We start from the raw sequence: 26,586 nt of genomic DNA on the forward strand, positions 1-26,586 counted from the left end.
GTAAGGCAGTAAGGCAGTAAGGCAGTAAGAAAGCAAAAGCGAATGCACCTTCTGTCAGGCGACCTGACAGAAGGTGCATTCGCGGGCGCAGCGTTACTGAATGACCAGGCTGGTGAAAAACAGATCCGTCACCAGGGGCGCGCCCTCTTCCTCCCGCAGCATCGTCTGCACTTGCGCCAGCGCCTCCTTGGCGAGTGCCGCCTGCGCTTCTACGCTCGACAGCGCCGCCTCATCCTGCGCGCTCAGCAGAAATACGATGTCATTGCGAATACTGGGCAGATGATAGTTCACTGCATGGTGCCCATCCTCGCTGCCCACCTGGAGGGTGATCTCGCACTTTATGAACCGCAGCGGCCCAGCCCCGCCGAAATTGGCCACAAACGGCTTGAGTTCAATATAACCAACATAACCGGATGCGCCCGACTCATCTTCGGCCGCCCACACCGGCTGCAGCATCAACCCCAGCATCAATCCAAACAGCAGTCTTCGCAGCATTCTGTTCCCGTCCCTTACGTTTTCATGACCCTGGCAGACAGGCCAGTATAGCCCGGGGTCGCAGCAGCGTTAAGGCGTCCGGCGCAATAACCACAAGCCGTCGCCAGACCATTGCCCGGGTTCTATTGCGCCCGCCTTCGCGTTGGGATTAGTATTGGGTCTGACTGAGATAAGGAGCCAAGCAATGCTGGAGAAATGTCGCACTGCGAAAGAACGCTGGGGCGGTGTCAGCGAGATCATTGATCATTTGCTGGAGGAACGGCAGCTGCTTATCAGTCGTTTCGTTGCGCTGCCGACACTGGCGCTGAACGAAGAGTTCAAGCCGCGCACCGAAGCCTTCTGTGACCTGCTGATGGACTATCTGTCCTCCGGCCATTTCGAGGTCTACGAACAGCTATTGCGCGAAGGCAGCGAATTTGAAGACGGCAGCCTCGAACAGGCCCAGAAACTGTTCCCGCTGATTCAACGCAGCACCGACTTCGCGCTGGACTTCAACGACAACTGTTCCAGCCGCCTGACCGAGCTGACGCTGCGCCAGGTACGGGAGTTTTCCGACCAACTGTCGCGCCTCGGCGAGATGCTCGAAGAGCGCTTCGAGCTTGAAGACCGCATGATCGAAATTCTGCACAACTCACACCGCGACCTGGTGCTGGCCGAAAACAGGGAATAAGGCATGCGCACCACCCTGGCCACCGGCATGGTGGCCACTCTGGCATTAGTGCTGACAGGCTGCAGCCGCTCCGAAGCACCGGTCTCATGGCACGAATATGCCCTGCAGGGCGCCTACAGCGCCAGCCTGTCCGAACAGGGCCGCTTTGGCGTGATCGGCTCCATTCAGCATGGCGCAAGCCTATGGGATACCAGCAGCAACGCCCGCCTGTTCAGCTGGAACCACCAGCCGGGCCAATACTCCATCATTGCCGCCACCGCGCTGTCACCGGACGAGAGCTTTGCTGCTACCGCAGGCCAGCAGGACCTGGTGCTGTGGAACCTGATCAGTGGCCAGGCCGTATGGTACTGGAGTTCACCGGCGGACATTCTGGCCATGGACCTCAGCCGTGGCGCCGACTATGCCCTGCTGGGGCTCGCCAACCACGAAGCGGTCTATTTCGATATCAAGAACGGCGGCGTCAAACGCAGCCTGCGCCACGATGCAAGGGTGCGTGCCGTCAACCTGAGCCTGGATGGCCGCCTGGCACTGACCGGCTCCGACGCCTACAAGGCCAGGCTCTGGGACCTGCAATCCGGCGAGCTACTAAAGACGCTGGAGTTTGGCAACGTGGTCGATACCGTAGCACTGTCCCCTGACGGTCGCCTGGCCTTCAGTGCGGGCAGCCTGGATCGGGCGGTCATCTGGAATACCGCCAGCGGCGAAGTGCTGCATACCTTATCCGACTTTGGCGGCCTGTTTCAGCGTCGCATGAGCTTTCTCAGCGCACGCTTTTCCAGCAGTGGCGAACAGTTGCTAACCGGCAGCGCCGCCGGTTTTGTGCAGCTCTGGGATGTCGCCAGTGGAACGGAGCTGCGGCGCTGGAAGCTGCACAAGCGCGCCGCCTACGGCCCGATCAGCACGGCCGTGTATGCCGTCGCCTTCGCTACCGACGGCTACTACGCCATCGGCTCCAACGGCCTTATCAACCTGCTGCGTTAACGCCGGCGCTTGCCAACACGCCCCCTGCAAAACGAAAAAACCCACAGCTCAGGCTGCGGGTTTGCGGATATTGCATGCTCGGTCGGCTGATTACTTGGCCGCAGCTTCCGCCTGAGCTTCTGCCTGCGGATTGATTTCCAGCAGCTCGACTTCAAACACCAGTGTTTCGTTGGGGCCAATTGCATTACCCATGCCGCCAGGGCCGTACGCCAGGTCAGCCGGAATAACCAGACGCGCCTTGCCGCCCTGCTTCATCAGCTGCAGACCTTCGGTCCAGCCCGGAATCACGCCGTTCAGCGGGAAGGACACCGGCTCACCACGGGAGTAGGAGCTGTCGAACTCGGTACCGTCAATCAGCTGGCCCTTGTAATGCACCTTGACCGTATCGGTGGCAGCGGGGTTAGCGCCCTCGCCTGCGGTCAGCTCTTCATACTGCAGACCGGATTCAGTCGTAGTGACCGCCTTGTTTTTGCCGTTATCGGCCTGGTAAGCCGCGCCCTTGTCGAGGTTTTCCTGAGCGATCAGGGCGAACTGCTGACGCTGTTCTTCCATCTTTTTCATCTGGAAGGCCTGCATGACCTGCCCCACCTGCTCCTGATCCAGCAGCGGCTCCTCGCCCTTGTAAATGGCTTCAACGCCCTGTCGGAACGACTCGATGTCCAGCGTATCAATATCCTGCTTGAGCTTGTCGCCAAGGATCAGACCCAGGCTGTAGCTCAGCTTCTTGTCTTCGGTATCCAGCGTGTCGGCCTGTACGGCCGATGTCACTGCGACCAGAGAGGCCATGGCTACTGCCAGAAACGTTTTCTTCATTCCAAATTCCCTACTGATAATGCTGAATGTCGTTGTTTAGTGACCGATTTAACTCTAAAGTTCACCCCATTACCACTGCAATTGCAGCACCCGCCGGACAGGCAATGGCCCCGCCGCGGCCTGTACCAGAACCTGCAGTACGGCCAACAGGCCAGGTTGCGGCTCAATACCTTCGCAGCCCAGGTACTGGCCGAGGTTCTGCAGCAACAGATCCTCGCAGGTGGCAGACGCCACCACCGGCCAGTCACGCCCAAGCGCAAACAGCCAGGCCAGCTCCACCTGTTCAGCGGCCAGTTCTGCCTGGCGCAGCGCCTGATAACAGCGCTCCAGCTCGGGCTCATGCCGGCGCTGAGCCCGAACCCGGTAGCGCAGCAGACGCAGCGGCTCTGTGGTACTGTGCTGCCACTGCGACGCCTCACAGGTACTCAACTGGTCTGCCTGCAACGCCCGGCCTTCGGTCGCCAGCCAGCAGCAGAATAACAAGCGGTTAACGCCGAGCGACCACTCTTGCTGCAGCTGCAGGCACGCCGACTCAACACCCGGCTTGGCATAGAGTTGCAAGGCATAGTCCCAGAGGTCGTTGTGCAGCTTCATCGGACGCCTCTCATATCGCCGGGAGACTGAGTTCGAGCGCGTCCGCCGCGTAACAGCGGAGCCGTAATCAGTGCCATTGTATTAGTCTTAATCTCGACAGGTTGTTAAAATTCGCCACCATGATTCAGATATCCCAGCTTAACCTGCAGCGCGGCATCCAGCGCCTGCTGCACCAGGCCAACCTGACCATCCATCATGGATGGAAAACTGGCATCATCGGCGCCAATGGCGTTGGCAAATCAAGCCTGTTCAAACTGATCCTGGGCGAGCTGCAGCCGGATTCCGGTGACCTGCAGATCGCCGGCAACCTGACCATCTCACACATGGCGCAGGAGGTCACGTCGGTTGAACGCCGGGTACTCGACTATGTACTGGATGGCGATGCCCAGCTGCGCCAGGTGGAGCGGGAGATTGCGGCGGCCGAAGCCGACCAGCAGCACCATCACCTCGGTGAACTCCACGCCAGGCTGGACAGCATCGACGGCTATAGCGCCGAGGCCCGGGCACATCTGTTGCTGAACGGTCTGGGCTTTATGCCCGGCGACGCCAGCCGCCCGGTGGGTGATCTGTCTGGCGGCTGGCGCATTCGCCTCAACCTGGCCCAGGCGCTGATGTGCCGCTCAGACATACTGCTGCTCGATGAGCCCACCAACCACCTGGATCTGGATGCCACCCTCTGGCTGGAACAGTGGCTGCGCCAGTACCCCGGTACCCTGCTGCTGGTATCCCACGACCGCGACTTCATCGACAATGTGGTCAGCCATATAGTGCATATGCACCACGAGCAGCTGGACCTCTACAAGGGCAACTACAGCGCCTTTGAACGCATGCGGGCCGAGCGCCTGGCGCAGCAGGACGCCCAGTTTCAGAAGCAGCAGCAGCGCGTATCCGAAATCGAAAGCTTTGTACGCCGCTTCCGCGCCAAGGCCACCAAGGCCAAGCAGGCCCAGAGTCGCCTGAAAGAACTCGAGCGCATGGAACTGATCGCACCGGCCCATGTGGACAGCCCGTTCAGCTTCCGCTTTACCCCGGCGGACAAGGTGTCCAACCCGCTGCTGACGCTGCACAAGGCAGACTGCGGCTACGCCGGCAAACCGATCCTGCAGCAGCTAAATCTGTCACTGGCGCCCGGTGCCCGCATCGGCCTGCTGGGCCCCAACGGCGCCGGCAAGTCGACCCTGATCAAGACCCTGGTGGGCGACCTGCCCCTGCTCAGTGGCGAGCAGCGCGGCGGTGAACACCTCAAGGTCGGTTACTTTGCCCAGCACCAGCTGGAGGCACTGGACCTGGAGGCGTCTGCGCTGCTGCATATCAAGCGCCGCTCCCCCAAAGCGAGCGAACAGCAGATCCGTGATTTTCTTGGCAGCTTTGGTTTTATCGGTGACAACGCCATGGAGCCAGTCAAGCGTTTCTCCGGCGGCGAAAAGGCGCGCGTGGCGCTGGCGCTGATCGCCTGGGAAAGACCCAACCTGCTGCTGATGGACGAACCTACCAACCACCTGGATCTGGAGGTTCGCCATGCCCTTACCCTGGCATTGCAGACATTCGAAGGCGCCCTGATTCTGGTGTCCCATGACAGGCACCTGCTGCGCAACACCGTGGATGAATTTTGGCTGGTGGCCGACGGCCAGGCTCGGCCGTTCGACGGCGACCTGGAGGACTACCACAGCTGGCTGGGCGATCGCCGCCGCCAGACGCCGGCCGAGGTTGAGAAAACGGATCTCAGTCGCGGCAACAGCGCCGCGGATCGCAAGGAACAAAAGCGCCTGGAGGCACAGAACCGGGCCAAACTGAGACCCTTGCGCCAGCACATCGAGAAGCTGGAGCAGCAGCTCGAGCAGTGCAGCTCGCAACTGGGCGACGTCGAAACCCAGCTGGGTGACAGCGAGATCTATCAGGACGCCAACAAGGAAAAACTCAGAACCCTGCTGGGTCAGCAGGCCGACCTGACCCGCAAGTCACAGCAGATTGAAACCAGCTGGCTGGAGCAGCAGGAAGCCCTCGAAGCACTGGAGCAGAGCCTGGAGGCGAGTGACTAACTCGCGCGCTGCCCGCTAAACATCTGGGTCACTTCGCCCAACAGCTCCCGTGACTCCAGCACATGCTCCATGGCTTCATTGACCACGCCACGGCTCAGGCCCAGGGATTCGGTCAGCCCCGCCGGGATATTCTCGATGGGGCCGTCGCTCAGCCCCTGCTCGCGCAACAGGCGGTTGCTCATATGCACCAGGCGGGCATAGCCGCAGTGCTCGCCGTCATAATCGGCCTCGTGCTGGCGCCGCACCGCCACACACACCTCCGCCGGCACCGCCCAGCTTTCAAGCAGCCAACTGCCCACCAGCTCACGCGTCACGTTCAGCACCTGCTTTTCAATATATTCGGTACCTATATGCGGATTGGCCTCGATATAGCGCGATAGCAGTGAGAAATGCGGCGGAAACAGGTGCGCCAGCACCAGATAGCCAAAGTTGTGCAGCAGCCCGGCCAGATAGGCCAGCCCCGGCCGCAGCTTTTCAGTCACCGGCATCTTGCGACACAGCCGCTCGGCCAAGGTCGCCGTATAGACGGCCTGCTGCCAGTAGTCGGTAGCACCGCGGGGCGTGTCATTGGGCATCTGCAGCGTTTTGCCCAGCGCCACACCCAGCGCCAGATTGATCACCAGATCAAACCCCAGCACACGGATAATGGCATCTTCCAGCGAGTGCACCTTGCCAGGCACCGCATAGTAGGACGAAGACGCCCAGCTCATGACCTGGGCCGACAGGCTCGGATCCAGCCGCACCACCGGCACCAGCGTATCCACGCCGGCTTCGGGGTCGCAGCGCATCATCAGGATTTTCTGTGTTGTGGGCGAAAATGACGGCAGACCGAGGGTATCCTCAAGCCTCTGTCGAATGCGCAGCGCGGTGAATTTTTCCACCGCCCGGGTAATCACGGCGCGGTCGTCACCATCGGGCTGAACGGCATCTATATCGGCGCGGGTGAGCGCCAGCGAATGCGCCTCCATATGACCTTCGCTCAGCCAGGCGCCGGGCACGCGGAAAGTACGGCCGCTATGGGGCTCGTAGGCTTTGAATTCAACGCGGGACTGCAGTGACAGATCTATGTAGAGCGGCAGGGAAAACAGCTTTCTAAGGCCCGCGTCCTGATTCAGTCCGGGCTGGCTGAAAAAACGCACGGCATCTTCGCTGCGGGCCGGCTGCAACTGCCGACCCGAGCCCTTCCAGATGGCTTCCAGGTTCAGCAAGCCCTCCCAGGGCAGCAGTACCAGTACTTTGCCATCACCATCATGCATCAGCAGAAGACGGGCTACACCGTCGCACTGGGCGTCACCTTCCAGGGAACGTACACCAATTGCCAAATCGTATTCTCCCTTCGATTATTCGGCCAGCTCAGAATTGGCTGACACACCGGCATATTGTCATCAGGGCTGCGGGGCTCAGGTCTGAACAGCCACCCATGTCGCCTATTGGCGCTGGATATGATTCACAGCCTTGATGACACGTAGCTTTCTCATCACCAAGGCCAGATGCACCCGGTTCTGAACCGAGATATCCAGCAACACCTGACTCAGCTGACCGTCTTTCTCACCGCTATCGATCTTAATGATATTAGCACCGGCTGTCGCCACGGTGGTCGCGAGATTGGCGATAATGCCGCGCTGGGACATGACCTCGAGCCTGAGGCTGACGCGGAACTCATCATCAATGCTCTTGGACCACTCAAGATAAATGCACTTTTCCGGGTCATCGCGCAGATAACCGATATTGCGGCAGTCCGTGCGATGGATGACCAGGCCGCGGCCGGTGCTGATATGGGCAATGATGGTATCGCCGGGAATCGGGTGGCAGCACTTGGCATAATTCAGCACCATGCCTTCGGTACCCTGAATCGCCAGCGGCCTGTTACCGCGGCGCGCCGCGGCAAGATCGTCTTCCTCCACCGGGGCTTCGGGTTTGAGGCGCCGCGCCACCACATAGGCCATGCGGTTGCCCATGCCAATATCTTCCAGCAGGTCGTCCAGCACCCGCAGCTCTGCATCCTTGAGCAGGGCTGCCAGGCGACCGCGCTCCACCTCGTCCAGGCTGATGCCATAGTTGCCCAGAAACTGATTCAGCAGCCGTCGTCCCAGCTCCACCGACTCGTGACGCTGCTGATTCTTGAGAAAATGGCGAATGCTGGCGCGGGCCTTGCCGGTGACGACAAAGTTTAGCCAGGCCATGTTGGGCTGGGCGCTGGGGGTGGTAATGATCTCGACCGTGGCACCACTGAACAGTGGTTCGGACAGCGGCGCCAGGCGCCGGTTAATGCGGCACGACACGCAGGAATTACCGATATCGGTATGCACGGCGTAGGCAAAGTCCACCGGCGTGGCGCCGCGGGGCAGCTCGAGAATCCGCCCCTGGGGCGTGAACACATAGACCTCGTCGGGGAACAGGTCCTTTTTAACGTGTTCGATAAATTCCATCGAGTCGCCGGCGTTGCGCTGCATTTCCAGCAGACCCTGCACCCACTTGCGGGCCCTGTTGTAAGACCCTACGGCGCTGTCGGAACCACCGTAGGCCTTGTAATGACTGTGCTCGGCGATGCCCTGGCTGGCAACGGCATCCATTTCGCGGGTACGGATCTGCATCTCAAGTGCGATATCGCGGGTACCGAACAGATCCGTATGCAGCGACTGATAGCCGTTGGCCTTGGGAATGGCGATATAGTCCTTGAAACGGCCCGGTACCGGCTTGTAGAGATTGTGCACGGCACCCAGAATGCGATAACAGTCGTCCACCTTTTCGGTGACGATGCGGAACGCAAACATGTCCATGATCTCGGCGAAGGATTTGCGCTGCTGGCGCATCTTGCGATAGACGCTGTATAGGTGCTTTTCCCGCCCGGTAACCACGCCCTTGAGGCCTTCCTCATCCAGCCTGCGCTGCACCGTCTGCTGTATTTCGGTAATGATGTCGCGACGCTGCCCACGCGCCTTCACCACCGCGCGGCGGATATAACGGGCACGCATCGGGTAATAGGACTGGAACGCCAGATCCTCCAGCTCGACCTGCAGGTCGCGCATGCCCAGACGGGCGGCAATGGGGGCGTAGATATCGAGGGTTTCGCGGGCGATGCGGCGCTGCTTTACCGCAGGCATGGCACCGAGAGTGCGCATGTTGTGCAGCCGGTCAGCCAGTTTCACCAGGATAACCCGGATATCCTCGGCCATGGCCAGCACCATTTTCTGGAAGTTTTCCGCCTGGGCTTCCGCCTTGGTTTCAAACTCCAGATGGGTCAGCTTGGAGACGCCATCGACGATATCGGCCACGGCACTGCCGAACTGCGACTCAATGGAGTCATAGTTGATCTCGGTGTCTTCGATAACGTCGTGCAGCATGGCCGCCATCAGGCTCTGATGGTCCATGTGCATGCCAGCCAGAATGCCGGCCGCCGCCAGGGGGTGGGTCACATAGGGCTCGCCGCTTTTACGCCGCTGCCCGTCGTGCGCCTGCTCGGCAAAATAGTAGGCGCGCCGCACTTTGCGGATCTGTTCCTGCTCGAGATATTCGGTCAGTCGCTGACAAAGTGCGTCTATGGTTGGCATCGAGACTCCGGCAATACAGGGCTAGCGTCGGCTATACCCTCGAGTTTTACCTGAAATGATGCCGTATCGCGAAGCTTTCTGGAAGATCAGTCGTCTTCCTGGTCATCCAGTACGCGCTTGTCGGTAAAACCTTCAGCGATTTCACGCAGGGCAACGACGGTAACCTTGTCGTTTTCCCAGTCGACCTTGGCTTCTTTGCCACCGGTGGCCAGCTGACGCGCACGTTTTGCTGCAACCATGACGAGTTCGAAACGGTTATCAACGTTTTCCAGGCAATCTTCAACTGTTACTCGTGCCATCTTGAACCTCGAAAAAGGCAGTAAACTGCAAACAAAAAGACGGAGAAGTCTACGCGAGTTCGGCTATTCTGACAAGAGATCCGTGATCAGCCCTTCATAACGCCGCTGCTGCACGGACTGCCGCAGCCTGCGCGTGACCAGCACCGCCTGCAGTTCGCTCAGCGCCAGATCAAATTCATCGTTGATCACCATATAATCAAACTCGGCGTAGTGGCTCATTTCACTCACCGCATCCGCCATGCGTCGCTCGATGATGCTGACATCATCCTGACCACGCCCGGTGAGGCGCGCGCGCAGAGCTTCACGGGACGGCGGCAGTATAAAGATGGACACCGCATCCGGCATCAGCCGGCGCACCTGCTGCGCGCCCTGCCAGTCAATTTCCAGGATCACGTCAGTACCCTGCTCCAGCTGCTGCTGTACCCAGGTCTGGGAGGTGCCGTACTTGTTGTCGAATACCTCGGCGAATTCAAGGAATTGCCCGTTATCGATCATGTCGTTGAACTGAGCCAGGGTGACGAAGTTGTAGTCCGTACCATTGGCCTCGCCGGGACGCATGGCCCGGGTGGTATGGGAAACCGAGACCCGTACCTGACTATCCCGGGACAGCAGCTGGCGCACGAGGCTGGTCTTGCCGGCGCCAGAAGGTGCCGAAATAATGTACAGGGTTCCTTTAAGGCTCATTTAGCCGCTCCGGGTAAACATATGGCTGACAGGCGCACATGATAAACCAATCCGTGCCCGACGCCGAACCTCAGACATCGGTTGCGTCCAGCACCTGACGCAAAATGTCCGGCGCGGTTATGGCTTCGGCGGCCTCAAAACCATATTGCAGCTGCGCCAGCGGCACATCGATCTCGACTCCCTGGGCGATGGCGGCCTCCACGGTCGCCAGCTCGAGACTCAGCTGCGCAAAGCCCAGATTCAGGGCAGCCCCGCGCGCACCATGGCACAGGCGTTTTATTTCAGTCCGGTCGGCCTGTGCCAGCGCGGCCTCCAGGCGGATCCGATAGTCGACCAAACTGGCACGAAAGTCAGCCAGCAAACCAAGACAGTCATCGGTGCCGATGGTGTCCGCCAGTGATCCGAGCAGGACGGTGTCCAGCCGGCTCGCATCCAGCAGCCTGGCCATATCCGGCGCGCCCTGGGATGCACTCCCCTGCAATGCAACAGCCGTTGCTGCGGCCACAGGCTCGATATGCGCAACAGGCTCGTGGCTGTATGGCAGCTGCCGGGACATGCGATCCAGCATCTGGGCCAGGCTCTGCCGTCGCACCGGCTTGGGCAGGCAGGCATCCATGCCGGCGTCGAGGCAGGCGCGCTGATCCTCTTCCATGACATTGGCGGTCATGCCAATAATGGGCACGGCATTGTGCGGCGCGGGCAGGCTGCGGATCGCCCTTGTGGCTTCGAGCCCGTCCATGTTCGGCATCTGCACATCCATCAGCACCAGGTCGAAATCACCGCGATCAAGACACTCCAGCGCCTGCACGCCATCCTCGGCAACGGTACAGTGCTGCCCCAGGAACCCCAGGATGCCCTGGGCCACCTGCTGATTAACCCGGTTGTCCTCGACCAGCAGCAGCCGCATCGGGCGAGCTCTGAGCGCGGCCACAACGACATCATCCACGGCACCGTCAGCCGCCATATCACCGGGCTCACTGCGTTCCAGCTCTAAGCGAAACCAGAACCGGCTGCCCTTGCCCGCCTGACTGTCAAAGCCGATTGTGCCCTGCATTTGCTCGATAATGCGCTGGCAGATCGCCAGCCCCAGCCCCGTGCCGCCATAGCGCCTGGCTGTGCCGGCATCTCCCTGCACAAACATGGCAAACAGCCGGGACTGCGCCTCCGGTGCTATGCCTATGCCGGTGTCCTCGACTTCGAACAGCAGGCTCTGCCACCCCGGCCTCTCTCCGGGTACCGGGCTGACCCGCAACCGCACATGGCCGCGCTCGGTGAATTTAACGGCATTGCCGAGCAGATTCAGCAGCACCTGACGCAGACGCCCGGCATCGCCACAGTAGTAACCGCGCACGGACGTCTCGACCTCAAGGCTCAGGCGAACCTGTTTGCTTTCGAGCGATACTGCCAGCAACTCGACGCTGCCGGCGAGCACTTCCTGCAGATCAAACGCGGTCTGCTCCAGCTCGAGCCGACCCGCCTCCATCTTGGAGATATCCAGCACATCGTTGAGGATTTTCAGCAGGGCATCGGCCGACTCGCCGATGGTTCTCGCATAGTGGCGCTGTTGCGGCTGCAGCGGCGTGTCGAGCAACAGGCTGCTCATGCCGATCACGCCATTCATGGGGGTGCGAATCTCGTGGCTCATGGTCGCCAGAAACTCGGATTTGGCCTGGTTTGCGGTGTCGGCCTCGGCGGCGCTGACTCTGAGTTGCTCGCTGAGCAGTTCGGCCTGCTCGCGGGAGCGTTGCTCAAGCATCATCTGTCGAAACAGCAATGTGATAATGGCGCCAATGCCAAACAGCAGCAGGGTGCCCATGCTGCCGAGATACCTCAGCAGCTCGAAAAACTCGTTACGACTGGCGGTTTTCTGCTCGGCGCGCAGCTGCAAAACCTTAAAGATGAGGGTTTCTGCGCTGTCATTAATTTCGGTGGCCATGGCGATCAGCCCGGCTGTGGCAACAGGCCCCCGCTCGCGCAGTGATGGCAGCACCGCCTCCATGGCGTTGAGCGCGGTACGAAAGCCCATTACGCTGCGGGCAAGTTCCGCCTCACGCCGGTACACCGCTGCCAGCTCGCCCTGCTCCAGCAGCCCGACACGGCTGTAGAGGATTTCAAAGCGCACCTCCACCTCGTTCAGCAGCGCCTCGTCGTGTCGATTGGCATAGCTGCTAATGGCGTTCTTGAGCTTCAGGCTTTCACGGTCAATCTGGTAGGCGGACCAGAGTGCCTCTTCGGTGGCGACTTCGAACAGCACCTGCTGGCGTTCCACCAGGGTTTTGAACAGTGCCAGTGAGGCCAGCAGACACACCAGAGAGACAAACAGCAGAAATAAAACGGAGCCGCGCCTAGGCTTGGCAGAAGACCATGCCGGTAATGGAAATCGCACTCTTTATCCTCCGCCGCCCATCCGTAGCCATTACTTTACGCGGATGCTTTTAAGCTGCCAGACCGACCGGTTATGGATAACTTCTGTCTGCAGTGCGGGAAAGTCCGCAAACGGATAGATAATGAATATCGGCCCCTTGTCACGAATCCGGATATAGTGACCATCCATCTTCAGCGCCAAGATTACATCATAGGTATAGAAATCGGCCAGTGGCACTTCGGCGCTGTAATCGTTCAGTGCCGTCACAATCAGGGTTTCGCCTTTGGCCCCGACAAGATCGAGCACTTGGCGCCCAAGCGGGCCCTCAAAGTCGATCATGCCTTCAGTCCAGGGCGTATCCGTGCGCGTGCGGTGCCAAGACAGGTCTTCAAGCATATCGCGATCAAAGCGAGCCACGCCTTTACCATTCACGCCCTTGCCGTTGGTATTGCTCAGGGCGCCTTCCAAGGTAAGAATCACCGGGCCTGAAGGCTGTGGCAGGCTATCCGCCATGGCCTGAAGACCGAAAAGCGACAGCAGGCAGGTCATTACCACAGAACGCGTAAAGTGCATGATTGCGACCTAATATCCTTATAAAGTCCATTCATTATCAGCAAAATCGGAAAAGACCGCAAACAGCAAATTGTCGCTCAACTTAGAGTCCTGATCAGGACATCGGGGGTGACATCCCGACCGACACTGTATCCTTGCGCCTTCACCCGCCCATGTAAAGGCAAAGCTGCCAAAGGACCCCGATAAAAAGTACGCTGTAGCTGCCAGTTCCCGCCCCATCCGGAGATATTGATGAACAACACCCGCCCGCTGCGGCTTCTGCTGATCAACCCCAATACCAATGCCGCACTGACTCACCAGATGCAGCAACTGGCAGGCACCGCCATATCGGCCCAAACCCAATTGCACTGCATCAACCCGCAGGCTGGCCCCCACGCCATCGAGGGCAAGGCGGATCGCGATGCCGCCGCCGCCCAGTTGCTGGCCCTGGTGAACAGCGACGCCTGTCAGGGTTACGATGCCCTGGTACTGGCCTGTTTCGATGATATAGAGTTGCCGGCGCTGCGCGCATCGGTGCGGGTGCCCGTCATTGGTCTGTGCGAGGCGGCCATAGTCGCCGCACGTACGCTCCCCGGGCGCTTTGCCATAGTCACGACTGTTCATGCTGCCGTTCCCGGGATTAAAGACATGCTGACGCGCTACGGCGCTGCGGATCAGGCCTGCGTGCATGCCGCCGGCATTGGCGTGGCTGAGGCAGCGGGCGATGGCACTCAGGCCGCTGAGAAAATAGCCGCCTGTATCCGCACTGCGATTGAACAGGATGGCGCCAACACCATAGTGCTGGGCTCCGGCGGTCTGATCGGCCGGGCCGAGGATCTGCAGCGCAGCTTCGGCCTGCCGGTAATAGACCCGGTACTCTGCGCCCTGGCGCTTGCCGAGAGCCTGGCCAGATTGCAACTGCGCAGCGCCAGCTGAGGCCTTAACGGCAGCTACCCGACGCAGTCCCATACACAAAAAATCCGCAGTACCCTGAGTGCACTGCGGATTCTGTTCTGACAACGGGGCGCTCGGGGTTACAGTTTTCCGGTGCGAATGAAGTAGGTCTCGCCGGAGCTGTCGTCCACGCCGTCATTATCGGTTACCGCAAAGCCGTTGCCGGCGGCATCCAGTGTGAAGCCCTCGATCTTGTCGACGATAAAGCCATTCAGCGCCTTGAGGTCAGGGATAAAGTCACGCACCAGCTGCTTGCTGACCAGCGGCAGTTCGGTGCCCAGCGGCGCCGGCTTGAGCTCATCCAGTGCCACCCGGTACAGGCGCTTGATCACCGCCTGCTCTCCGATCTGGTTATCCCGCTCGATGATGTAGACGCCATCGGCCCCCAGGCTGATTTCAGACAGCCCGACCCAGCCGCGCGTGGCCGCTTCGATCGGGTAACGCACCGCGCCCCACTGACCGGTTGTCAGATCATGGGACACCAGCTTGACGGTGTTTTTCGGATCATCCTTCCAGGAGCGCTGCAGGGCGATCCAGAGGGTATCTCCAATCAGGGTGATGCCTTCAGCCCCAAAGCGCGTTTCATGCTGCAGCAGTTCGGGCGGGAAGCTCAGGGTGCGATCGATCTCGCCCTGCGCATCGGTGTGGTAGACCGCGTGGGGGATATTTTTGTCGGCGCGCCCTTCCGATGCAAGCCAGAAGCCACCCCGGCCATCGGCCACTATACCTTCCAGATCCAGCTTCTGCGCCGCCTTCCCATCACGGGTCACCAGGGTCGACGCTGTGATACGGGCCGGCGTGCTGTTGGCATCAATGCTGAAGATCGTCGGCTGCTGGCTGTAAAAGCTGTCATTAACCGCATAGAGCTGACCGGGTTTCCCGGGGGCCGCCGCAAGGCCGGACAAGGCGCCCCAGCCCACCGGCATGCCCTTGGTATCAGGCTCGGCCAGTAGCTGCGGATAGGCGGGAGCCGCCTCTTGCAGGCGATAGAGCATGACATGGGCGCGGGCACCGCCATCCTCGATCAGATCCTTTTCGTTGGCGCTGGCCAGCAGGCCACGGGACGCAATGGCCACCGCAGATTCAGGCGCGATGCCGGAGGGCAGCAGCTGCACAAATTCGGGCGCAGCACCGGTATCGCGGTAAACGCCAATAACAGAGGCCCGCTCGGACAGCACGAAGATATAACGCTGCTCGCCGAACACACCCACGGCCACACCTTCAGGCTCGGCGCCCTTTTTGCCGGAGCGTTTTTCCGGGTAATGACCGGCCGCCACTATGCGCTGCTCAAGGTCGGCACCGGATTCGAACAGCATCCGACCGTCCTTGTGGAAGATGGTGAAGCCGCGGGAACCGCCCTGGTAATCGCCTTCGTTGGCGATAACGAAGCGTTCGTCGTCAAGCCACTTCACGGCATCCGGCTCACGCGCTACACCACTCAGGCTGCCACTGAAATCCAGCCGGCCATCTTTCTCGATATCAATGCCCGCAAGGTCCACGCGCCCGGCACTGAAGTGGTGCAGAATCTTGCCGCTTTCGGCGGCCACCACCACCAGGTGGTTATTCTCCTGCAGCGTGACCACGATTTCGTTGCGCTCGTTGAAATCCACAAATTCGGGTTCGGGGTCCTCGCCGGCAACCTCCGCCAGACCGGTCAGCTCGACCCGGCGCAGCCCGTCGCACTGGGGGATGCCGCCCTGCAGCGGCAGTATGACCAGAAAGCCCGCTGGCAGCTGGCCGGGGGCGCCGTCACCCAGCTCTTCGTCACGTTCGTTTTCAATCGCCACGGCGGCAAAGCGGCCATCCCTGGACACAGCAACCGAGTCCGGCTGTCCGCCCAGATCACAGCGTGCCTTTTCGGTCTGATCCTGCAGCGACACCGCCGCCAGGAAACCCGAGGGCGCTGTATAGCTCGAAGAGGTATTGACGCCCGCCAGAACCATGCCGGCGGCGGTGGCCACCGAGGTCGGCTCGCCGCCCATATCCACGAAGCCTGCCGCCTGGGGCTGGGCCGCATCACGGATATCAACAAAGCCCAGACCGCCACGCGGGCTGTCCGAGTAAATCAGCATCTGGCCATCCGCCGAGGCGGCAATGATTTCGGCCGAGGTTTCCTGTGCAGCATCCTGATCGGCAGAAAAATTATGCGCCGTCGGGAAACTGGCTATGCGATTGAAAGACTGCGCCTGCGCCGTGCTGGCAGCCGCCGCCAGCAGCAGGGCCAGTGCTGCCCGCCTGAAAGGTCGCTCGGACATCGAAATCACTCCGCTAAAGATGACAGAGGTCAACAAGCTAGAGTGATTCCATGACAACGGCATGACAACGGGTGATTTGTGGCGCCGGACGAGGGGCCCAGCTGCACACAGGTACCGGTCTGGCAACCAAAGGATCATCTTCCAGCAGGAGCCTGCACACGGTGCAAAGGGGCCTGGGCTGTTCTTCAGCTGCGCGGGCGTGTCAGGGCAATGCTGCGCCCGGCAAGCGCAGGCCAAGGGCCGTCGCTGTGGCGCTGCTGCAGGGCGTCGACCCGCGCCGCGGTCGCGGGCAGCATAGGTGCGGCGCGGTGCACCGACATGTCCATGTGCAGCAACAGGGTTTCCATCGCTGCCAGCTCCACGCCGGTTTCGCCATGGCACATGGTAAAAAACACCCGCAGCTTTTTGGCGTCACTTTCAAGCAAGCGCGCCTCTACCCGCAGCGGCTCACCGAGGCTCACCTCCTGCAGGTAGTGCACCATGCTCTGCAGCGTATAAATAGAGACCTGATGCGCCTCGCGAAAGACTGCATCAAGACCGATCTGCAGCATGAATTCGTCGATCGACTGGCTGAAGACCAGCACATAGCAGGCATCATTCATATGGCCGTTGTAATCGATCCACTCGGGCTGAACGGGTCCCTCGAATACCTTGAGCTCAGTTGTCATCTTGCACCTCTGATTGGGATTGCGCAGACGCGCCTTTTGGGCAATGCTAACCCGCCTGCCCCACAAAACTTGCCTGAATCCGCTTATTAAATGCGCTTTTTTCGCCAGAATGACCAAGGACCCAGTGCACCGATGTTTGGAGACCGCCCCCGCACCTATCCACAAACCATCAGCTTTCTGCTGGAATACACACTCGACAGCGGCCGCAGCAAGGCCTATGTCCACGCGGCGCGGTACTACAAAAACCTCGCCCAGCTTGATGCCGGCATTTCGGACTACGCGTTTTTACCCGATCAGGCGAGTTTCGAGGCGGCGCTGCGCGAAAGACACGGCCGCAAGTCGTCGTTCTGGCGTCAGGCCGAATAGACGCTTAGCATGACCGCTTTCAGCCTCGTTGATCGTGCCTTCAGAAACGGTTCTGTATCTGTGCCATGACAGCGAGGCACCCTGACTGGAACTCTTCCGGTATCAGGCGCGTTAAAATAGGCCTGATCTCAGCCTCTATACTGTGAGCCAAATCCGGACAATAGAGCACTTATGCCCATGAGATCCCTTTGCTCGATGCTAGTCGGCGGCGCACTGATGTTCAGCAACGCTGCGGCCGGCGCCGCCAATCCCTGGGAGGACATCAAACGCCCCTCCCAGCAGACCTCAGCGAGCATTGGCCAGTACACCAATGGCTGCCTCAGTGGCGCGGAGAAAATGCCGCTACGCGGCGAGGGTTTCCAGCTTATGCGCACCGGACGTGACCGCCATTACGGCAATCCGGCTTTGATCGGTTTCCTGAAGGATTTTTCCACCCGGGTGGCGGAGCAGGGTCTTGGCCAGCTGCAGATAGGTGATATGTCCATGGCCCGCGGCGGCCCTTTCAGCTACGGCCACCGCAGCCATCAGGTGGGACTGGATGCGGATATCTGGTACTCGCAGGACCCACGCGCGCTCACGCGCCCCCTGACCGCGTGGGAGCGCAACAATATCTCCGCAGTCCCCCTCGCCGATGCAAAGGAGCACCAGCTGATTAAGGCGAATTGGGATCAGAGGGCCCCGCGCATATTGCGCCTGGCCTCGGAAGACCCGAGGGTCGAGCGAATTTTTGTTCACCCCACCATCAAGCGCGAGCTGTGCACTAGCGCCAGCAGCGACAACGAGTGGCTGCGCAAGATACGCCCATGGTGGGGACACAACTATCATTTCCACGTGCGACTGGCCTGCCCCGCCGGCGACAAAAACTGTGTACCCCAGCAGCCAGTGCTCAACGCGGCCTGTGGCGAAGATCTGGACTGGTGGTTCAGCGACGAGTTCTACGCCCAACTGCGCGGCACGGCACCACCGCAGAAAAAACCAGAGCCCAAACCGAAACCGCCGATGCCGCAGCAGTGCGCTCAGGTCTTGCACGCTCCCTGAACGCACAGCAAGGGCTTAGGAGGGATGATCGACTACCTCGAAACACCGGGAAACATCACTCGATATTCTGGATCTGCTCGCGCATCTGCTCGATCAGCACCTTGAGTTCGACGGCGCACTGGGTGGTATCGGCAACGATGGACTTCGACGACAGGGTGTTGGCTTCACGGTTGAGTTCCTGCATCAGGAAGTCCAGCCGCCGGCCGATGGGGTCCTTCTGCTTCAGCACCCGGCGTACTTCCTGCACGTGAGTACTGAGGCGATCGAGCTCTTCATCGACATCCGCCTTTTGCGCCAGCAGGGCGATTTCCTGCTCGATGCGCGTTTCGTCCAGCTCCGCCCGCAATTCGGTAAGACGGTTGCGCAGATTGTTGCGCTGCGCCTGGAGTATCTCGGGCAGACGCCCCCGCACCTGGGCCACCACCTGTTCGATACTGTCCAGACGCTGTGCAATCAGCAGCGCCAGTTCCGCGCCCTCGCGACCGCGGCCCTGGGCAAGATCATCCAGTGCGGTATTGAACAGTTTCATTGCCGACTTTTTAACGGCATCCATATCCAGCTCACTTTCCAGCAGAACGCCGGGCCAGCGCAGCACTTCCAGCGGATTGATCGGCTGGCGATCGCTGATCATCTGGCCCAACTCTTGGGCCGCCGCCACCAGTTGAGCGGCATACTGACGATCAACACTCAGCGTTTGCTGCTGGGTTTCCGGCACAAAACGCAGCGTACACTCGACCTTGCCGCGGCTCAGTGACTGGCGCAGTTTTTCGCGCAGGCTGCCTTCAAGCTCGCGCAGGCTGTCCGGCAGGCGCAGGTGCGGTTCGAGGTAGCGGTGATTTACCGAACGAATTTCCCATACCAGGCTGCCCCATTCGCCCTGGGTCTCCTGGCGGGTGAAGGCCGTCATACTGCGTGTCATGTTGTCCGATCTCGATTAGAATTGGCTGTTCGGATAATCATTCTAACAGCCTGGCCTGCGTCACTACACCGCCTGGCTCTCTCCAAAGATGAAGGTAACAGATCACAATGAGTTCGAGCATCTCCGACCAGCTGCAGGACCTGGGACTTAAAAAACTTCGCCCGAGCGGACGCCAGCCGGATCAGATGCGTGATATCAAAATTACGCGCAATTTCACCAAGCATGCCGAAGGTTCTGTGCTGGTTGAATTCGGTGATACCAAGGTACTGTGCACCGCCAGCGTTGATCGTGGCGTGCCGCGCTTTCTGCGCGGCAGCGGCCAGGGCTGGGTAACAGCGGAATATGGCATGCTCCCCCGCTCTACTAATACCCGTACCGACCGTGAAGCCGCCCGCGGCAAGCAGGGCGGACGCACCGTAGAGATCCAGCGCCTTATCGGCCGTTCACTGCGCGCGGCACTGAACCTGAAGAAGCTCGGTGAGAACACCATCACCATCGACTGCGACGTACTCCAAGCCGACGGCGGCACCCGCACGGCATCCATCACCGGTGCTTTTGTTGCGCTGCAGGATGCCATCAATGTGCTGAAGAAAGACAAGAATGGCGCCATGAAAGGCGACCCTATCGTGCATATGCTGGCGGCGGTATCCGTTGGCATTTACGAAGGCGTACCGGTACTAGATCTGGATTACGCCGAAGACTCCAAGGCCCACACCGACATGAACGTGATCATGACCGGCAGCGGCGGCTTTGTTGAAGTTCAGGGTACCGCAGAAGGTGCGACCTACTCCCAGGACGAACTGAACGCCATGCTGAATCTGGCGCGCAAGGGTATCGGTGAGCTGGTCGTGGCGCAAAAGGCGGCACTGGCAGGCTAAACTTTGCGGCGGCCATTACGAGCTGCGACAAAAAAGGGAGCCTGTCCAGGCTCCCTTTTTTATGTCGCAAACCTTCTTAGGCTCGCGAGCGGCATAACAGCCTCAGACTGCTAGCCGATGTTGTAATCAACGATGACAGGCGCATGCTGCGAGAACTGCTCGTCGCGGTAAATACGTGCCGCCTTGACGTTGTTGCGCAGGTTCGCGGTAGTTATCTGGTAGTCCAGTCGCGCACCTTCGTTCAGGTTCCAGGCGCGGTTGTAGTCAGGCCACCAGCTGTACTGGCGTTCCGCCTTGTTGGCGCGACGGAAAGCATCGACAAAGCCCATTTCGTCCAGCACTTCTTCCATCCACTCACGTTCCTGCGGCAGGAAGCCGGAAACGCTCTGGTTGGCGTACCAGTTGCTCAGATCAACGGCCTTGTGGGCTATATGGAAGGTGCCGGCGAAAATGAAGTCACGGCGCTTGCGCAATGTCTTCTTCAGATGCCCCATGAAGAGTTCCATGTACTCTTCCTTGCGGATCTGATCTTCCGGGCTTTTCAGGCCGGGGGGAATGGACATGGACGCCACGCTGACCTTGTCGAAATCCGCCTGAATAAAGCGGCCGTGGGAATCACACAGCTCAAACCCCAAGCCTGTCATGATCGCCTTGGGCAGCTCGCGGGTATAGATAGCCACACCGCTGTAGCCGTCTTCGAACGCATCGAAGAAGAACGCATGGTAGCCCTTGGGATGGTAACGATCGGCATCGAGCTGGTATTCTTTCGCGCGCAGATTTTGCAGACACACCACATCGGCGTCCTGGCGAACCATCCAATCGAAAAAACCTCTATCAGTAGCCTGTTCAATACCTTGGGTATTGAAGGTGATGACACGCATGTCTGTTGATCCTGTAAAGCGCGCGAAATAGCGAATGTCTTGAAACAAAGTACGAATTGTATAGCTTAGCGACCGAAATTGAAATTTCTGCAGGTCTTAATCGCCATAGAGCACAGACAAAGGCGCTGATATCATAGGCGCCGACCAGTTTTTAGTGCGGAGAGCCCAATGCAGGACTACCAGAGAGCCTTTATCGAGTTTGCCATCGAGCGCGGCGTGTTGCGTTTTGGCGAGTTTACACTCAAATCCGGCCGAACCAGCCCCTACTTTTTCAATGCCGGTCTGTTTAACAGTGGTGAAGCTCTGGCTCGGCTGGGCAAATATTATGCCGCGGCGATTGAGAACGCCGACATCCCCTTCGATGTTCTGTTTGGGCCGGCCTACAAGGGCATCCCGCTTGCCACCACCGCAGCGGTGTCCCTGGCCACTGATTTCCAGCGCGATGTGCCCTATGTCTTCAACCGCAAGGAAGCCAAGGCGCACGGTGAAGGCGGCAATCTTGTCGGCGCCGAACTCAAGGGCCGGATCCTCATCATTGATGACGTCATCACCGCCGGCACGGCCATCCGTGAAGTCATGCAGATTATCAGCAAGGCCGGTGCCACCCCTGCCGGTGTCGTGATTGCGCTGAACCGCATGGAACGCGGCCAGGGCGAACTGTCGGCCATTCAGGAAGTGGAACGCGATTACGGCATGCCGGTGGCCAGCATCGTCACCCTGAACGATGTGATCGCCTACCTGCAGGAAAAAGGCGGTATGGCGCCACAGATCGACGCCATTCTGAACTACCGCAAAGAGTACGGCATTGAGGGTTAAGCCCCTGATTTAACAATTAATCACTTATGGATTGACAGTCTTCGAACATGCGTGTTTAATTGTCCGCCGTTGTGCCCGGATAGCTCAGTCGGTAGAGCAGAGGATTGAAAATCCTCGTGTCGGTGGTTCGATTCCGCCTCCGGGCACCACCTTACTCAGAAGCCTCGCTAGTAATAGTGAGGCTTTTTTGTGCCTGGGAAGACCGCGCCGAGTCATCGAACCGAGGTTCGATAACTCGCTATATCCATGTAGCTCGCCCTGCGGGTAATCGTCGCTGCACGCCGATATGCCAAATTGCTCCCGGCAATTTTGGTCCGCCTCCGGGCACCACTCTATCTACAAACGTCAAAAAGCCTCGCTAATAGTAGCGAGGCTTTTTTGTGTCCGGACGTTTGGCGTAGGCTCCATCGAACCAGGGTTCGATTATTAGCCATGCCCCTATGGATCGCCCTTCGGGTAATCGTCGCTGCACGCCGATATGCCAAATTGCTCCCGGCAATTTTGATCCGCCTCCGGGTACCACTCTATCTATAAACATCAAAAAGCCTCGCCATTAGTAGCGATGGCTTTTTTGTATGCGGGAAGACCGCACCGAATTATCGAACCGAGATTCGATGACTCGGTACATAGATGTTGCTCGCCCTGCTGAGCTTAAAATCTTCTATATTGTTCCCGGCAACTGGGGGATGGTATCCACTGTAAACACCGTGCCTTTGCCTGTGTGTCGGATAAACAGCCCCAACGCGACCAGCAGCAAGGCCGTTACCGTCAGGATGTCGTACACCAGATTGAGTGAACCGGTGGCTTCGCGCAGGTAGCCTGCCAGATAGATATTCAGCCAGGCGGATAGCGGCATTGCGCTAAAGCCCACCAGAAAACAAATGATGCAGGCGAACAGGGCTGTGCGTTCGCCAAGGATGACTCCCAGCAGGCGCATGGCAGGAATCGCGGCGGTATCCGTACTCGAGTCTGCATTCAGCACCCTGGGCTGGAGTCCTCTCAGCAGCCTCCAGCTCAGCATCAACGCCAGTACACCGATAACACCTGCGATAATCCAGCTGCTCTCCCAGCCAAACAAGGGTACTACAAGCAATATCAGCAGACCGTTCGCACCATAGCCCCAGGCAGTCCCGCTAGACGCGCAGGACATGCAGCTGGCATAGCGGCTGATAATTTCCACGATAGTGCCCCAGCTGATCGACGCGCTGGCCGCGAGAATGATTAGTGCCAGTGTTATGTGCAACGGATCACGCAACTGGGACATCAGAAACAGCAGCGCCGTTGTGAGACTTGTAGTCGTCAGTGCCAGACGCACCGTGCCGACACGGTGCCCAATAAGTCCCAGCAGCAGAGCACCGGCCAGATAAGACAGCGGGGTTAGAGCACCAATGGCAGCGAGCTGCCAGTTGGAAATATTGATCGACTCCCGCATCAGAGGCAGCAGCGCCGCAAACAGGAAAACGCCAAATCCGTGACTCACGACCTGATTCAGGCCAAATATGGCTGCCATGCGCATGCTTTAAATTTCCTCAAAACAGAAAAGCTCCGCCAATAACGGAGCTGACAAGCTGCCACATTAAATCCTTTGTTAGGTAAATCGATAAATATTGATCACCTCGTTCATTCATATTGATAACTTAAAATGCCTGAATTGCCGATCGGCCTGCTGCGTACCTTTGTCATTACCGCACAGACGCTCAACCTCACCGCCGCCGCCAGTCAGCTGCATCGTGCGCCCTCCACCATCAGCATGCAGCTGAACCGGCTGGAGTCTCTGGTTGACACTCAACTGCTGGTACGCGGGCAGTACGGCGTGCGCCTAACGCCCGCCGGCGAGCAACTGATTACCCATGCGCATCAATTACTTAACCTGCACGACCGTATTCTGGGCCCGTTCCACAACGTCGATATTGCCGGCAAAGTTCGCCTGGGCACCCACGACCAATATGCAACACGAACCCTGACCCCGATTCTGGAAGCCTTCGTCCTGTCCTACCCGCAAACGCAACTGGAGGTGACCTGTGATCACAGGCCCCAGCACCTTGCGTCCCTGGTGAACGAAGGCCAGCTGGATCTCGCACTGGTCGGGATGCCGGCACAGTCCGAGGGGGGCCAGCGCCTGCAACCGGACGAGCTTGTGTGGATCCGTTCAGAGCGACACGACGTTCATAAACGCGACCCGCTGCCGCTGGCGGTCTTTGTCGAGGGCCGTTTCCACCGGGACTCCGCGAGTCTCGCCCTGCAGCAAACAGACAAAGCCTATCGCATCGCCTTTATCAGCCAGAGCCGCGCCGGGGTGCTTGCTGCGGTACGCGCAGGTATCGGAATCGGCGTTATTCCGCGCTCAACGCTGGAACCCGGCATGATCATTGTGGAAACAGATCTGCCTCCCCTTCCAAAAACCGACACACGCTCTTCGTCGCAGAGCAGTCCAACGAGGCCACGCAACGTCTCGCGCAAACCATCAGGGAAAGTCCACAATTCTCGTCACCTGGCCAAACCCCCTTACCCGAAACAAACACAGCCACCGCGAAAAGCTGAGCGCCCCCGGAGGCTGTCCGACAATACTCAGCCTACTGCGAACCACCCGAGCTTGGCTGTTTTTTGTGCTGTTTTGCGTTAAATAGAACCACTATTCGCCTTAAAACATCGCAAAAAACCGCTCAAATCAGCTGGCTCTCGCTACGACCAGCATTATCGGACAGCCTCCTAGCTGGCGGCATGTGCTTGTGAATAACCTGTTGTGCATAAACTAACGAGCAGGCCAGGGGATAACTGCTCACAAAAAGCCTGCACAAGCCTGTGAGCAACCTGATAACAAGTATCAGTGAACTGCCTGTAAGCGCCGTATTATAGGGGGTCTTATATTCTGATCAGCAATTGTACCCGATGGAGCAACGGTGCCGGTTTAACGCTTCCTAATGTTATCCACAAACAGTTTATGCACAGAATACACACACTCAGCACATACAGCCTGACTCTCTAAATACCATCGGTTCGGCGCGAGCGCACTGATGCCAGCGGAATCATCAAGGACTATTCACAGCCCTGAAGCGTCCTTTAGGACTTTTTCCTATAGAGCTTTCCCGGCAAAAGTCCATACTAGCTACACGAGGATTCAGACGGATCTGATGGTTGCAGGGAAGCAATCAGCCCGGCAAGGATGCCTAAAGCACCTCACTTTTACACCCCCGAGTCATGGATGGCTCGGGGGCGTTTTTTTATGTGCTGCAGAAAATTGCAATACCGCCACACTACCGCGAAGACACGCTCGCGTACTTCCCAGCCTGTACCAGTCGACGACCATCTTCGCTTCGATGACTCATCTCACACCTTCCCGCTCGTTTTCTGCACCGACAGCAGAGCGCCTTCATGCGATTGGCGCGGCGGTTTACAAGGCGATAGCCGATTGACCCGTGCCAGGGCGGTATCTGGTGCTCGTGTGTCCAACGGGTCCGTGGCGAGCAGTCTCATCAATGCAGATGTGTCGGTAAGGTGGGGTCAGTCTGCCGGTAACGCCAGCGAGACAAAAGCAGGCGCTGTCGCGGCACATGACTGGGAGGCCCGGCGAATCCAGTTATGAAGCAGGTTGGCGTTGATACCGTGATCCAGCGCGATCCGGTCGTATCCGTCCGGCGAACCCATCTTGAGCCAGGTGCCGTGAGCGCCTGATAGTGTCCACCTATTTCTAAGTGGACACCTGTTATGACACTGCCAAGCGTATCGCAAGCTCCAAAGAAGCGTCGTCGTTATGCCACCGAATTCAAAGCCAGGATTGTGGCTGCCTGCCAGCAGCCGGATGCCTCAGTCGCCCGTATCGCACTTGATCATGGACTCAATACTAACCTGGTCCATAAATGGATTCGCACCGGGCAATCACCACAGCCCTCTACACCTTCCTTCATACCGCTGGCGTTACCGGCCCTTCTAGATCAAAAAATGATACCGAGCTCTGACGACAGCATCCGCATCGAGATCCCGCGCCCGGGCGGTAACCTGGTCGTGAGCTGGCCCGTGACGCAGGCCGATCGTAATCGCCGGACGCTTACAGTTACGCTCCCAGCACAGGATCTTGAGCTTGTCGCGGCTGCAATTACAGAACACGAAGAGCGCCGACTCGAATGGAGACAGAGCCATCTCCTGCTCAATCAGCGCCGCCAGCCCATCAATGGACTTGCGCATGTCGACCGGTAGCGCGTAGAGGTAGACCGGCCCGGTACCGGCGGGACGTATCATGCCTGCGGCTCCAGTTGTCGCAACAGGCCTGGCAGCAGCTGCTCCACCGCGGCGAGCGGGATCTCCAGGCGGATACCATTGGGCAGGCAGACGTTCAGGTGCTGGCCGGCAGCGGCCAGCGCCCCGCCGTGTCCCATCAGCACCCAGTCGGATAGGCCAGTCTGCGCTGGATGCGGTGTCGCCGCCAAACGGCCTTTCCAGTAGGTCATACGATAAGGCGTTAACCCCTGTTCCTGGCAGTATGCCCGCTGGGTCAGGCCGCTGGCCTTCCAGGCTTCAAGATGCTGGTGCCAGAAGGCCTCTTTTAGTTCGTCCGGGACTGTCTCCTGAGTGTATTCGGTCATGGCAGCACTCCTTCATAATCAGAGCCATGACGTTACCGGACGGTGATAGCTGAAAACAGGTGGGGTTAATTGATCGCTTACAATTGATCGCTTACCCGCGAGCGGCGCCGTCTACCTGCCCCATGTGAGGGTCATCACCCGCATCGATCCATAACGGAAAAACCCCGGCCTCAACGAGACCGGGGTTT

25 protein-coding genes, 1 tRNA gene and 1 pseudogene are annotated in these 26,586 nt (G+C 59.2%); 11 read left to right on the forward strand and 16 right to left on the reverse strand.

The genetic code is table 11. From position 1 onward, the window contains the following. Positions 1-93: 93 nt before the first annotated feature. On the reverse strand, positions 94-495 hold the full coding sequence (locus MRS74_RS15580) for a flagellar basal body-associated FliL family protein (protein WP_254581198.1): 402 nt from the start codon (positions 493-495) through the stop codon (positions 94-96). Positions 496-679: 184 nt separating this feature from the next. Between MRS74_RS15580 and rsd the strand changes: the two genes are divergently transcribed. Together rsd and MRS74_RS15590 are read left to right on the forward strand one after the other, a co-directional pair. Continuing rightward, positions 680-1,165, forward strand: a complete 486-nt coding sequence (gene rsd / locus MRS74_RS15585; RefSeq protein ID WP_254581199.1) for a sigma D regulator — start codon at positions 680-682, stop codon at positions 1,163-1,165. A 3-nt stretch (positions 1,166-1,168) separates the two neighbouring features. Continuing rightward, positions 1,169-2,146 carry a WD40 repeat domain-containing protein gene (locus tag MRS74_RS15590; protein ID WP_254581200.1) on the forward strand — a complete coding sequence of 326 codons (978 nt, stop codon included), beginning with the start codon at positions 1,169-1,171 and terminating at the stop codon, positions 2,144-2,146. A gap of 90 nt (positions 2,147-2,236) precedes the next feature. On the opposite strand, the gene MRS74_RS15595 is transcribed toward MRS74_RS15590, so the two are convergent. Further along, entirely contained in the window at positions 2,237-2,959 is a 723-nt protein-coding gene (locus MRS74_RS15595; RefSeq protein ID WP_254581201.1) for an FKBP-type peptidyl-prolyl cis-trans isomerase, read from the reverse strand. A gap of 69 nt (positions 2,960-3,028) precedes the next feature. After that, positions 3,029-3,553: a TIGR02444 family protein gene (locus MRS74_RS15600; RefSeq protein WP_254581202.1), complete on the reverse strand. Its 525-nt coding sequence runs from the start codon at positions 3,551-3,553 to the stop codon at positions 3,029-3,031. A 119-nt stretch (positions 3,554-3,672) separates the two neighbouring features. Between MRS74_RS15600 and MRS74_RS15605 the strand changes: the two genes are divergently transcribed. Beyond that, a complete protein-coding gene (locus MRS74_RS15605; RefSeq protein ID WP_254581203.1) occupies positions 3,673-5,592 on the forward strand; it encodes an ATP-binding cassette domain-containing protein in 1,920 nt (639 codons plus the stop codon). On the opposite strand, the gene MRS74_RS15610 is transcribed toward MRS74_RS15605, so the two are convergent. The 6 genes from MRS74_RS15610 to MRS74_RS15635 all read right to left on the reverse strand — a co-directional run bounded on the left by MRS74_RS15610 (position 5,589) and on the right by MRS74_RS15635 (position 13,064). Continuing rightward, positions 5,589-6,914, reverse strand: coding sequence for an HDOD domain-containing protein (locus tag MRS74_RS15610; protein ID WP_254581204.1), 1,326 nt, complete (start codon positions 6,912-6,914; stop codon positions 5,589-5,591). The two genes, MRS74_RS15605 and MRS74_RS15610, sit on opposite strands and share 4 nt — an antisense overlap. Before the next feature lie 105 nt (positions 6,915-7,019). After that, positions 7,020-9,143, reverse strand: coding sequence for a bifunctional GTP diphosphokinase/guanosine-3',5'-bis pyrophosphate 3'-pyrophosphohydrolase (gene spoT, locus MRS74_RS15615; RefSeq protein WP_254581205.1), 2,124 nt, complete (start codon positions 9,141-9,143; stop codon positions 7,020-7,022). A gap of 86 nt (positions 9,144-9,229) precedes the next feature. Further along, complete coding sequence (rpoZ, locus tag MRS74_RS15620; protein ID WP_254581206.1) at positions 9,230-9,442, reverse strand: DNA-directed RNA polymerase subunit omega; 213 nt, start codon at positions 9,440-9,442, stop codon at positions 9,230-9,232. A gap of 63 nt (positions 9,443-9,505) precedes the next feature. Next, positions 9,506-10,126: a guanylate kinase gene (gene gmk / locus MRS74_RS15625; protein WP_254581207.1), complete on the reverse strand. Its 621-nt coding sequence runs from the start codon at positions 10,124-10,126 to the stop codon at positions 9,506-9,508. Between the two features lie 70 nt (positions 10,127-10,196). Next, the gene (locus tag MRS74_RS15630) at positions 10,197-12,512 is read right to left on the reverse strand and encodes an ATP-binding protein (RefSeq protein WP_254581208.1); all 2,316 of its coding nucleotides are present in this window, start codon (positions 12,510-12,512) and stop codon (positions 10,197-10,199) included. Positions 12,513-12,542: 30 nt separating this feature from the next. Beyond that, complete coding sequence (locus MRS74_RS15635) at positions 12,543-13,064, reverse strand: putative pterin-binding protein (protein ID WP_254581209.1); 522 nt, start codon at positions 13,062-13,064, stop codon at positions 12,543-12,545. A 231-nt stretch (positions 13,065-13,295) separates the two neighbouring features. On the opposite strand from MRS74_RS15635, the gene MRS74_RS15640 reads away from it, so the two are divergent. Next, complete coding sequence (locus tag MRS74_RS15640; protein ID WP_254581210.1) at positions 13,296-13,979, forward strand: aspartate/glutamate racemase family protein; 684 nt, start codon at positions 13,296-13,298, stop codon at positions 13,977-13,979. Between the two features lie 98 nt (positions 13,980-14,077). Here the strand turns inward: MRS74_RS15640 and MRS74_RS15645 are convergent, their stop codons facing one another. Both MRS74_RS15645 and MRS74_RS15650 read right to left on the reverse strand, forming a co-directional pair. After that, complete coding sequence (locus tag MRS74_RS15645; RefSeq protein ID WP_254581211.1) at positions 14,078-16,252, reverse strand: esterase-like activity of phytase family protein; 2,175 nt, start codon at positions 16,250-16,252, stop codon at positions 14,078-14,080. A 185-nt stretch (positions 16,253-16,437) separates the two neighbouring features. After that, entirely contained in the window at positions 16,438-16,920 is a 483-nt protein-coding gene (locus tag MRS74_RS15650) for a thioesterase family protein (RefSeq protein WP_254581212.1), read from the reverse strand. Positions 16,921-17,052: 132 nt separating this feature from the next. Here MRS74_RS15650 and MRS74_RS15655 point away from each other — a divergent pair, with 132 nt between their 5' ends. Further along, complete coding sequence (locus tag MRS74_RS15655) at positions 17,053-17,286, forward strand: DUF6880 family protein (RefSeq protein ID WP_254581213.1); 234 nt, start codon at positions 17,053-17,055, stop codon at positions 17,284-17,286. Between the two features lie 216 nt (positions 17,287-17,502). After that, positions 17,503-18,324 carry a penicillin-insensitive murein endopeptidase gene (gene mepA, locus MRS74_RS15660; protein WP_254581214.1) on the forward strand — a complete coding sequence of 274 codons (822 nt, stop codon included), beginning with the start codon at positions 17,503-17,505 and terminating at the stop codon, positions 18,322-18,324. Between the two features lie 55 nt (positions 18,325-18,379). Here mepA and MRS74_RS15665 read toward each other — a convergent pair whose 3' ends face one another. After that, on the reverse strand, positions 18,380-19,243 hold the full coding sequence (locus tag MRS74_RS15665; protein WP_254581215.1) for a YicC/YloC family endoribonuclease: 864 nt from the start codon (positions 19,241-19,243) through the stop codon (positions 18,380-18,382). A gap of 107 nt (positions 19,244-19,350) precedes the next feature. Between MRS74_RS15665 and rph the strand changes: the two genes are divergently transcribed. Continuing rightward, positions 19,351-20,121 carry a ribonuclease PH gene (gene rph, locus MRS74_RS15670; protein WP_254581216.1) on the forward strand — a complete coding sequence of 257 codons (771 nt, stop codon included), beginning with the start codon at positions 19,351-19,353 and terminating at the stop codon, positions 20,119-20,121. A gap of 110 nt (positions 20,122-20,231) precedes the next feature. Here rph and MRS74_RS15675 read toward each other — a convergent pair whose 3' ends face one another. Next, the gene (locus MRS74_RS15675) at positions 20,232-21,002 is read right to left on the reverse strand and encodes an exodeoxyribonuclease III (protein WP_254581217.1); all 771 of its coding nucleotides are present in this window, start codon (positions 21,000-21,002) and stop codon (positions 20,232-20,234) included. A gap of 168 nt (positions 21,003-21,170) precedes the next feature. On the opposite strand from MRS74_RS15675, the gene pyrE reads away from it, so the two are divergent. Beyond that, positions 21,171-21,818 (forward strand): orotate phosphoribosyltransferase, encoded by a 648-nt coding sequence (gene pyrE / locus MRS74_RS15680; protein WP_254581218.1) that lies wholly within the window; start codon positions 21,171-21,173, stop codon positions 21,816-21,818. A 73-nt stretch (positions 21,819-21,891) separates the two neighbouring features. Next, positions 21,892-21,967: transfer RNA gene (locus MRS74_RS15685), tRNA-Phe, on the forward strand. Between the two features lie 512 nt (positions 21,968-22,479). Here the strand turns inward: MRS74_RS15685 and MRS74_RS15690 are convergent. Further along, complete coding sequence (locus MRS74_RS15690; protein ID WP_254581219.1) at positions 22,480-23,334, reverse strand: MFS transporter; 855 nt, start codon at positions 23,332-23,334, stop codon at positions 22,480-22,482. Positions 23,335-23,460: 126 nt separating this feature from the next. On the opposite strand from MRS74_RS15690, the gene MRS74_RS15695 reads away from it, so the two are divergent. Then, positions 23,461-24,441 carry a LysR family transcriptional regulator gene (locus tag MRS74_RS15695; protein WP_254581220.1) on the forward strand — a complete coding sequence of 327 codons (981 nt, stop codon included), beginning with the start codon at positions 23,461-23,463 and terminating at the stop codon, positions 24,439-24,441. Between the two features lie 1,082 nt (positions 24,442-25,523). Next, positions 25,524-25,790: pseudogene (gene tnpA, locus MRS74_RS24340) on the forward strand (IS66-like element accessory protein TnpA); the annotation flags it as partial. On the opposite strand, the gene tnpB reads toward tnpA (MRS74_RS24340), so the two are convergent. Beyond that, positions 25,746-26,054, reverse strand: coding sequence for an IS66 family insertion sequence element accessory protein TnpB (gene tnpB, locus MRS74_RS15700; RefSeq protein WP_254581221.1), 309 nt, complete (start codon positions 26,052-26,054; stop codon positions 25,746-25,748). The pseudogene tnpA (MRS74_RS24340) and the gene tnpB overlap by 45 nt on opposite strands. Then, positions 26,051-26,398: an IS66 family insertion sequence element accessory protein TnpA gene (gene tnpA, locus MRS74_RS15705; RefSeq protein WP_254581222.1), complete on the reverse strand. Its 348-nt coding sequence runs from the start codon at positions 26,396-26,398 to the stop codon at positions 26,051-26,053. The genes tnpB and tnpA (MRS74_RS15705) overlap by 4 nt, the downstream gene beginning before the upstream one ends. Positions 26,399-26,586 lie beyond the last annotated feature (188 nt).

The organism is Marinobacterium sedimentorum, from assembly GCF_024267675.1.
Taxonomy (GTDB): Bacteria; Pseudomonadota; Gammaproteobacteria; order Pseudomonadales; family Balneatricaceae; genus Marinobacterium_A; species Marinobacterium_A sedimentorum.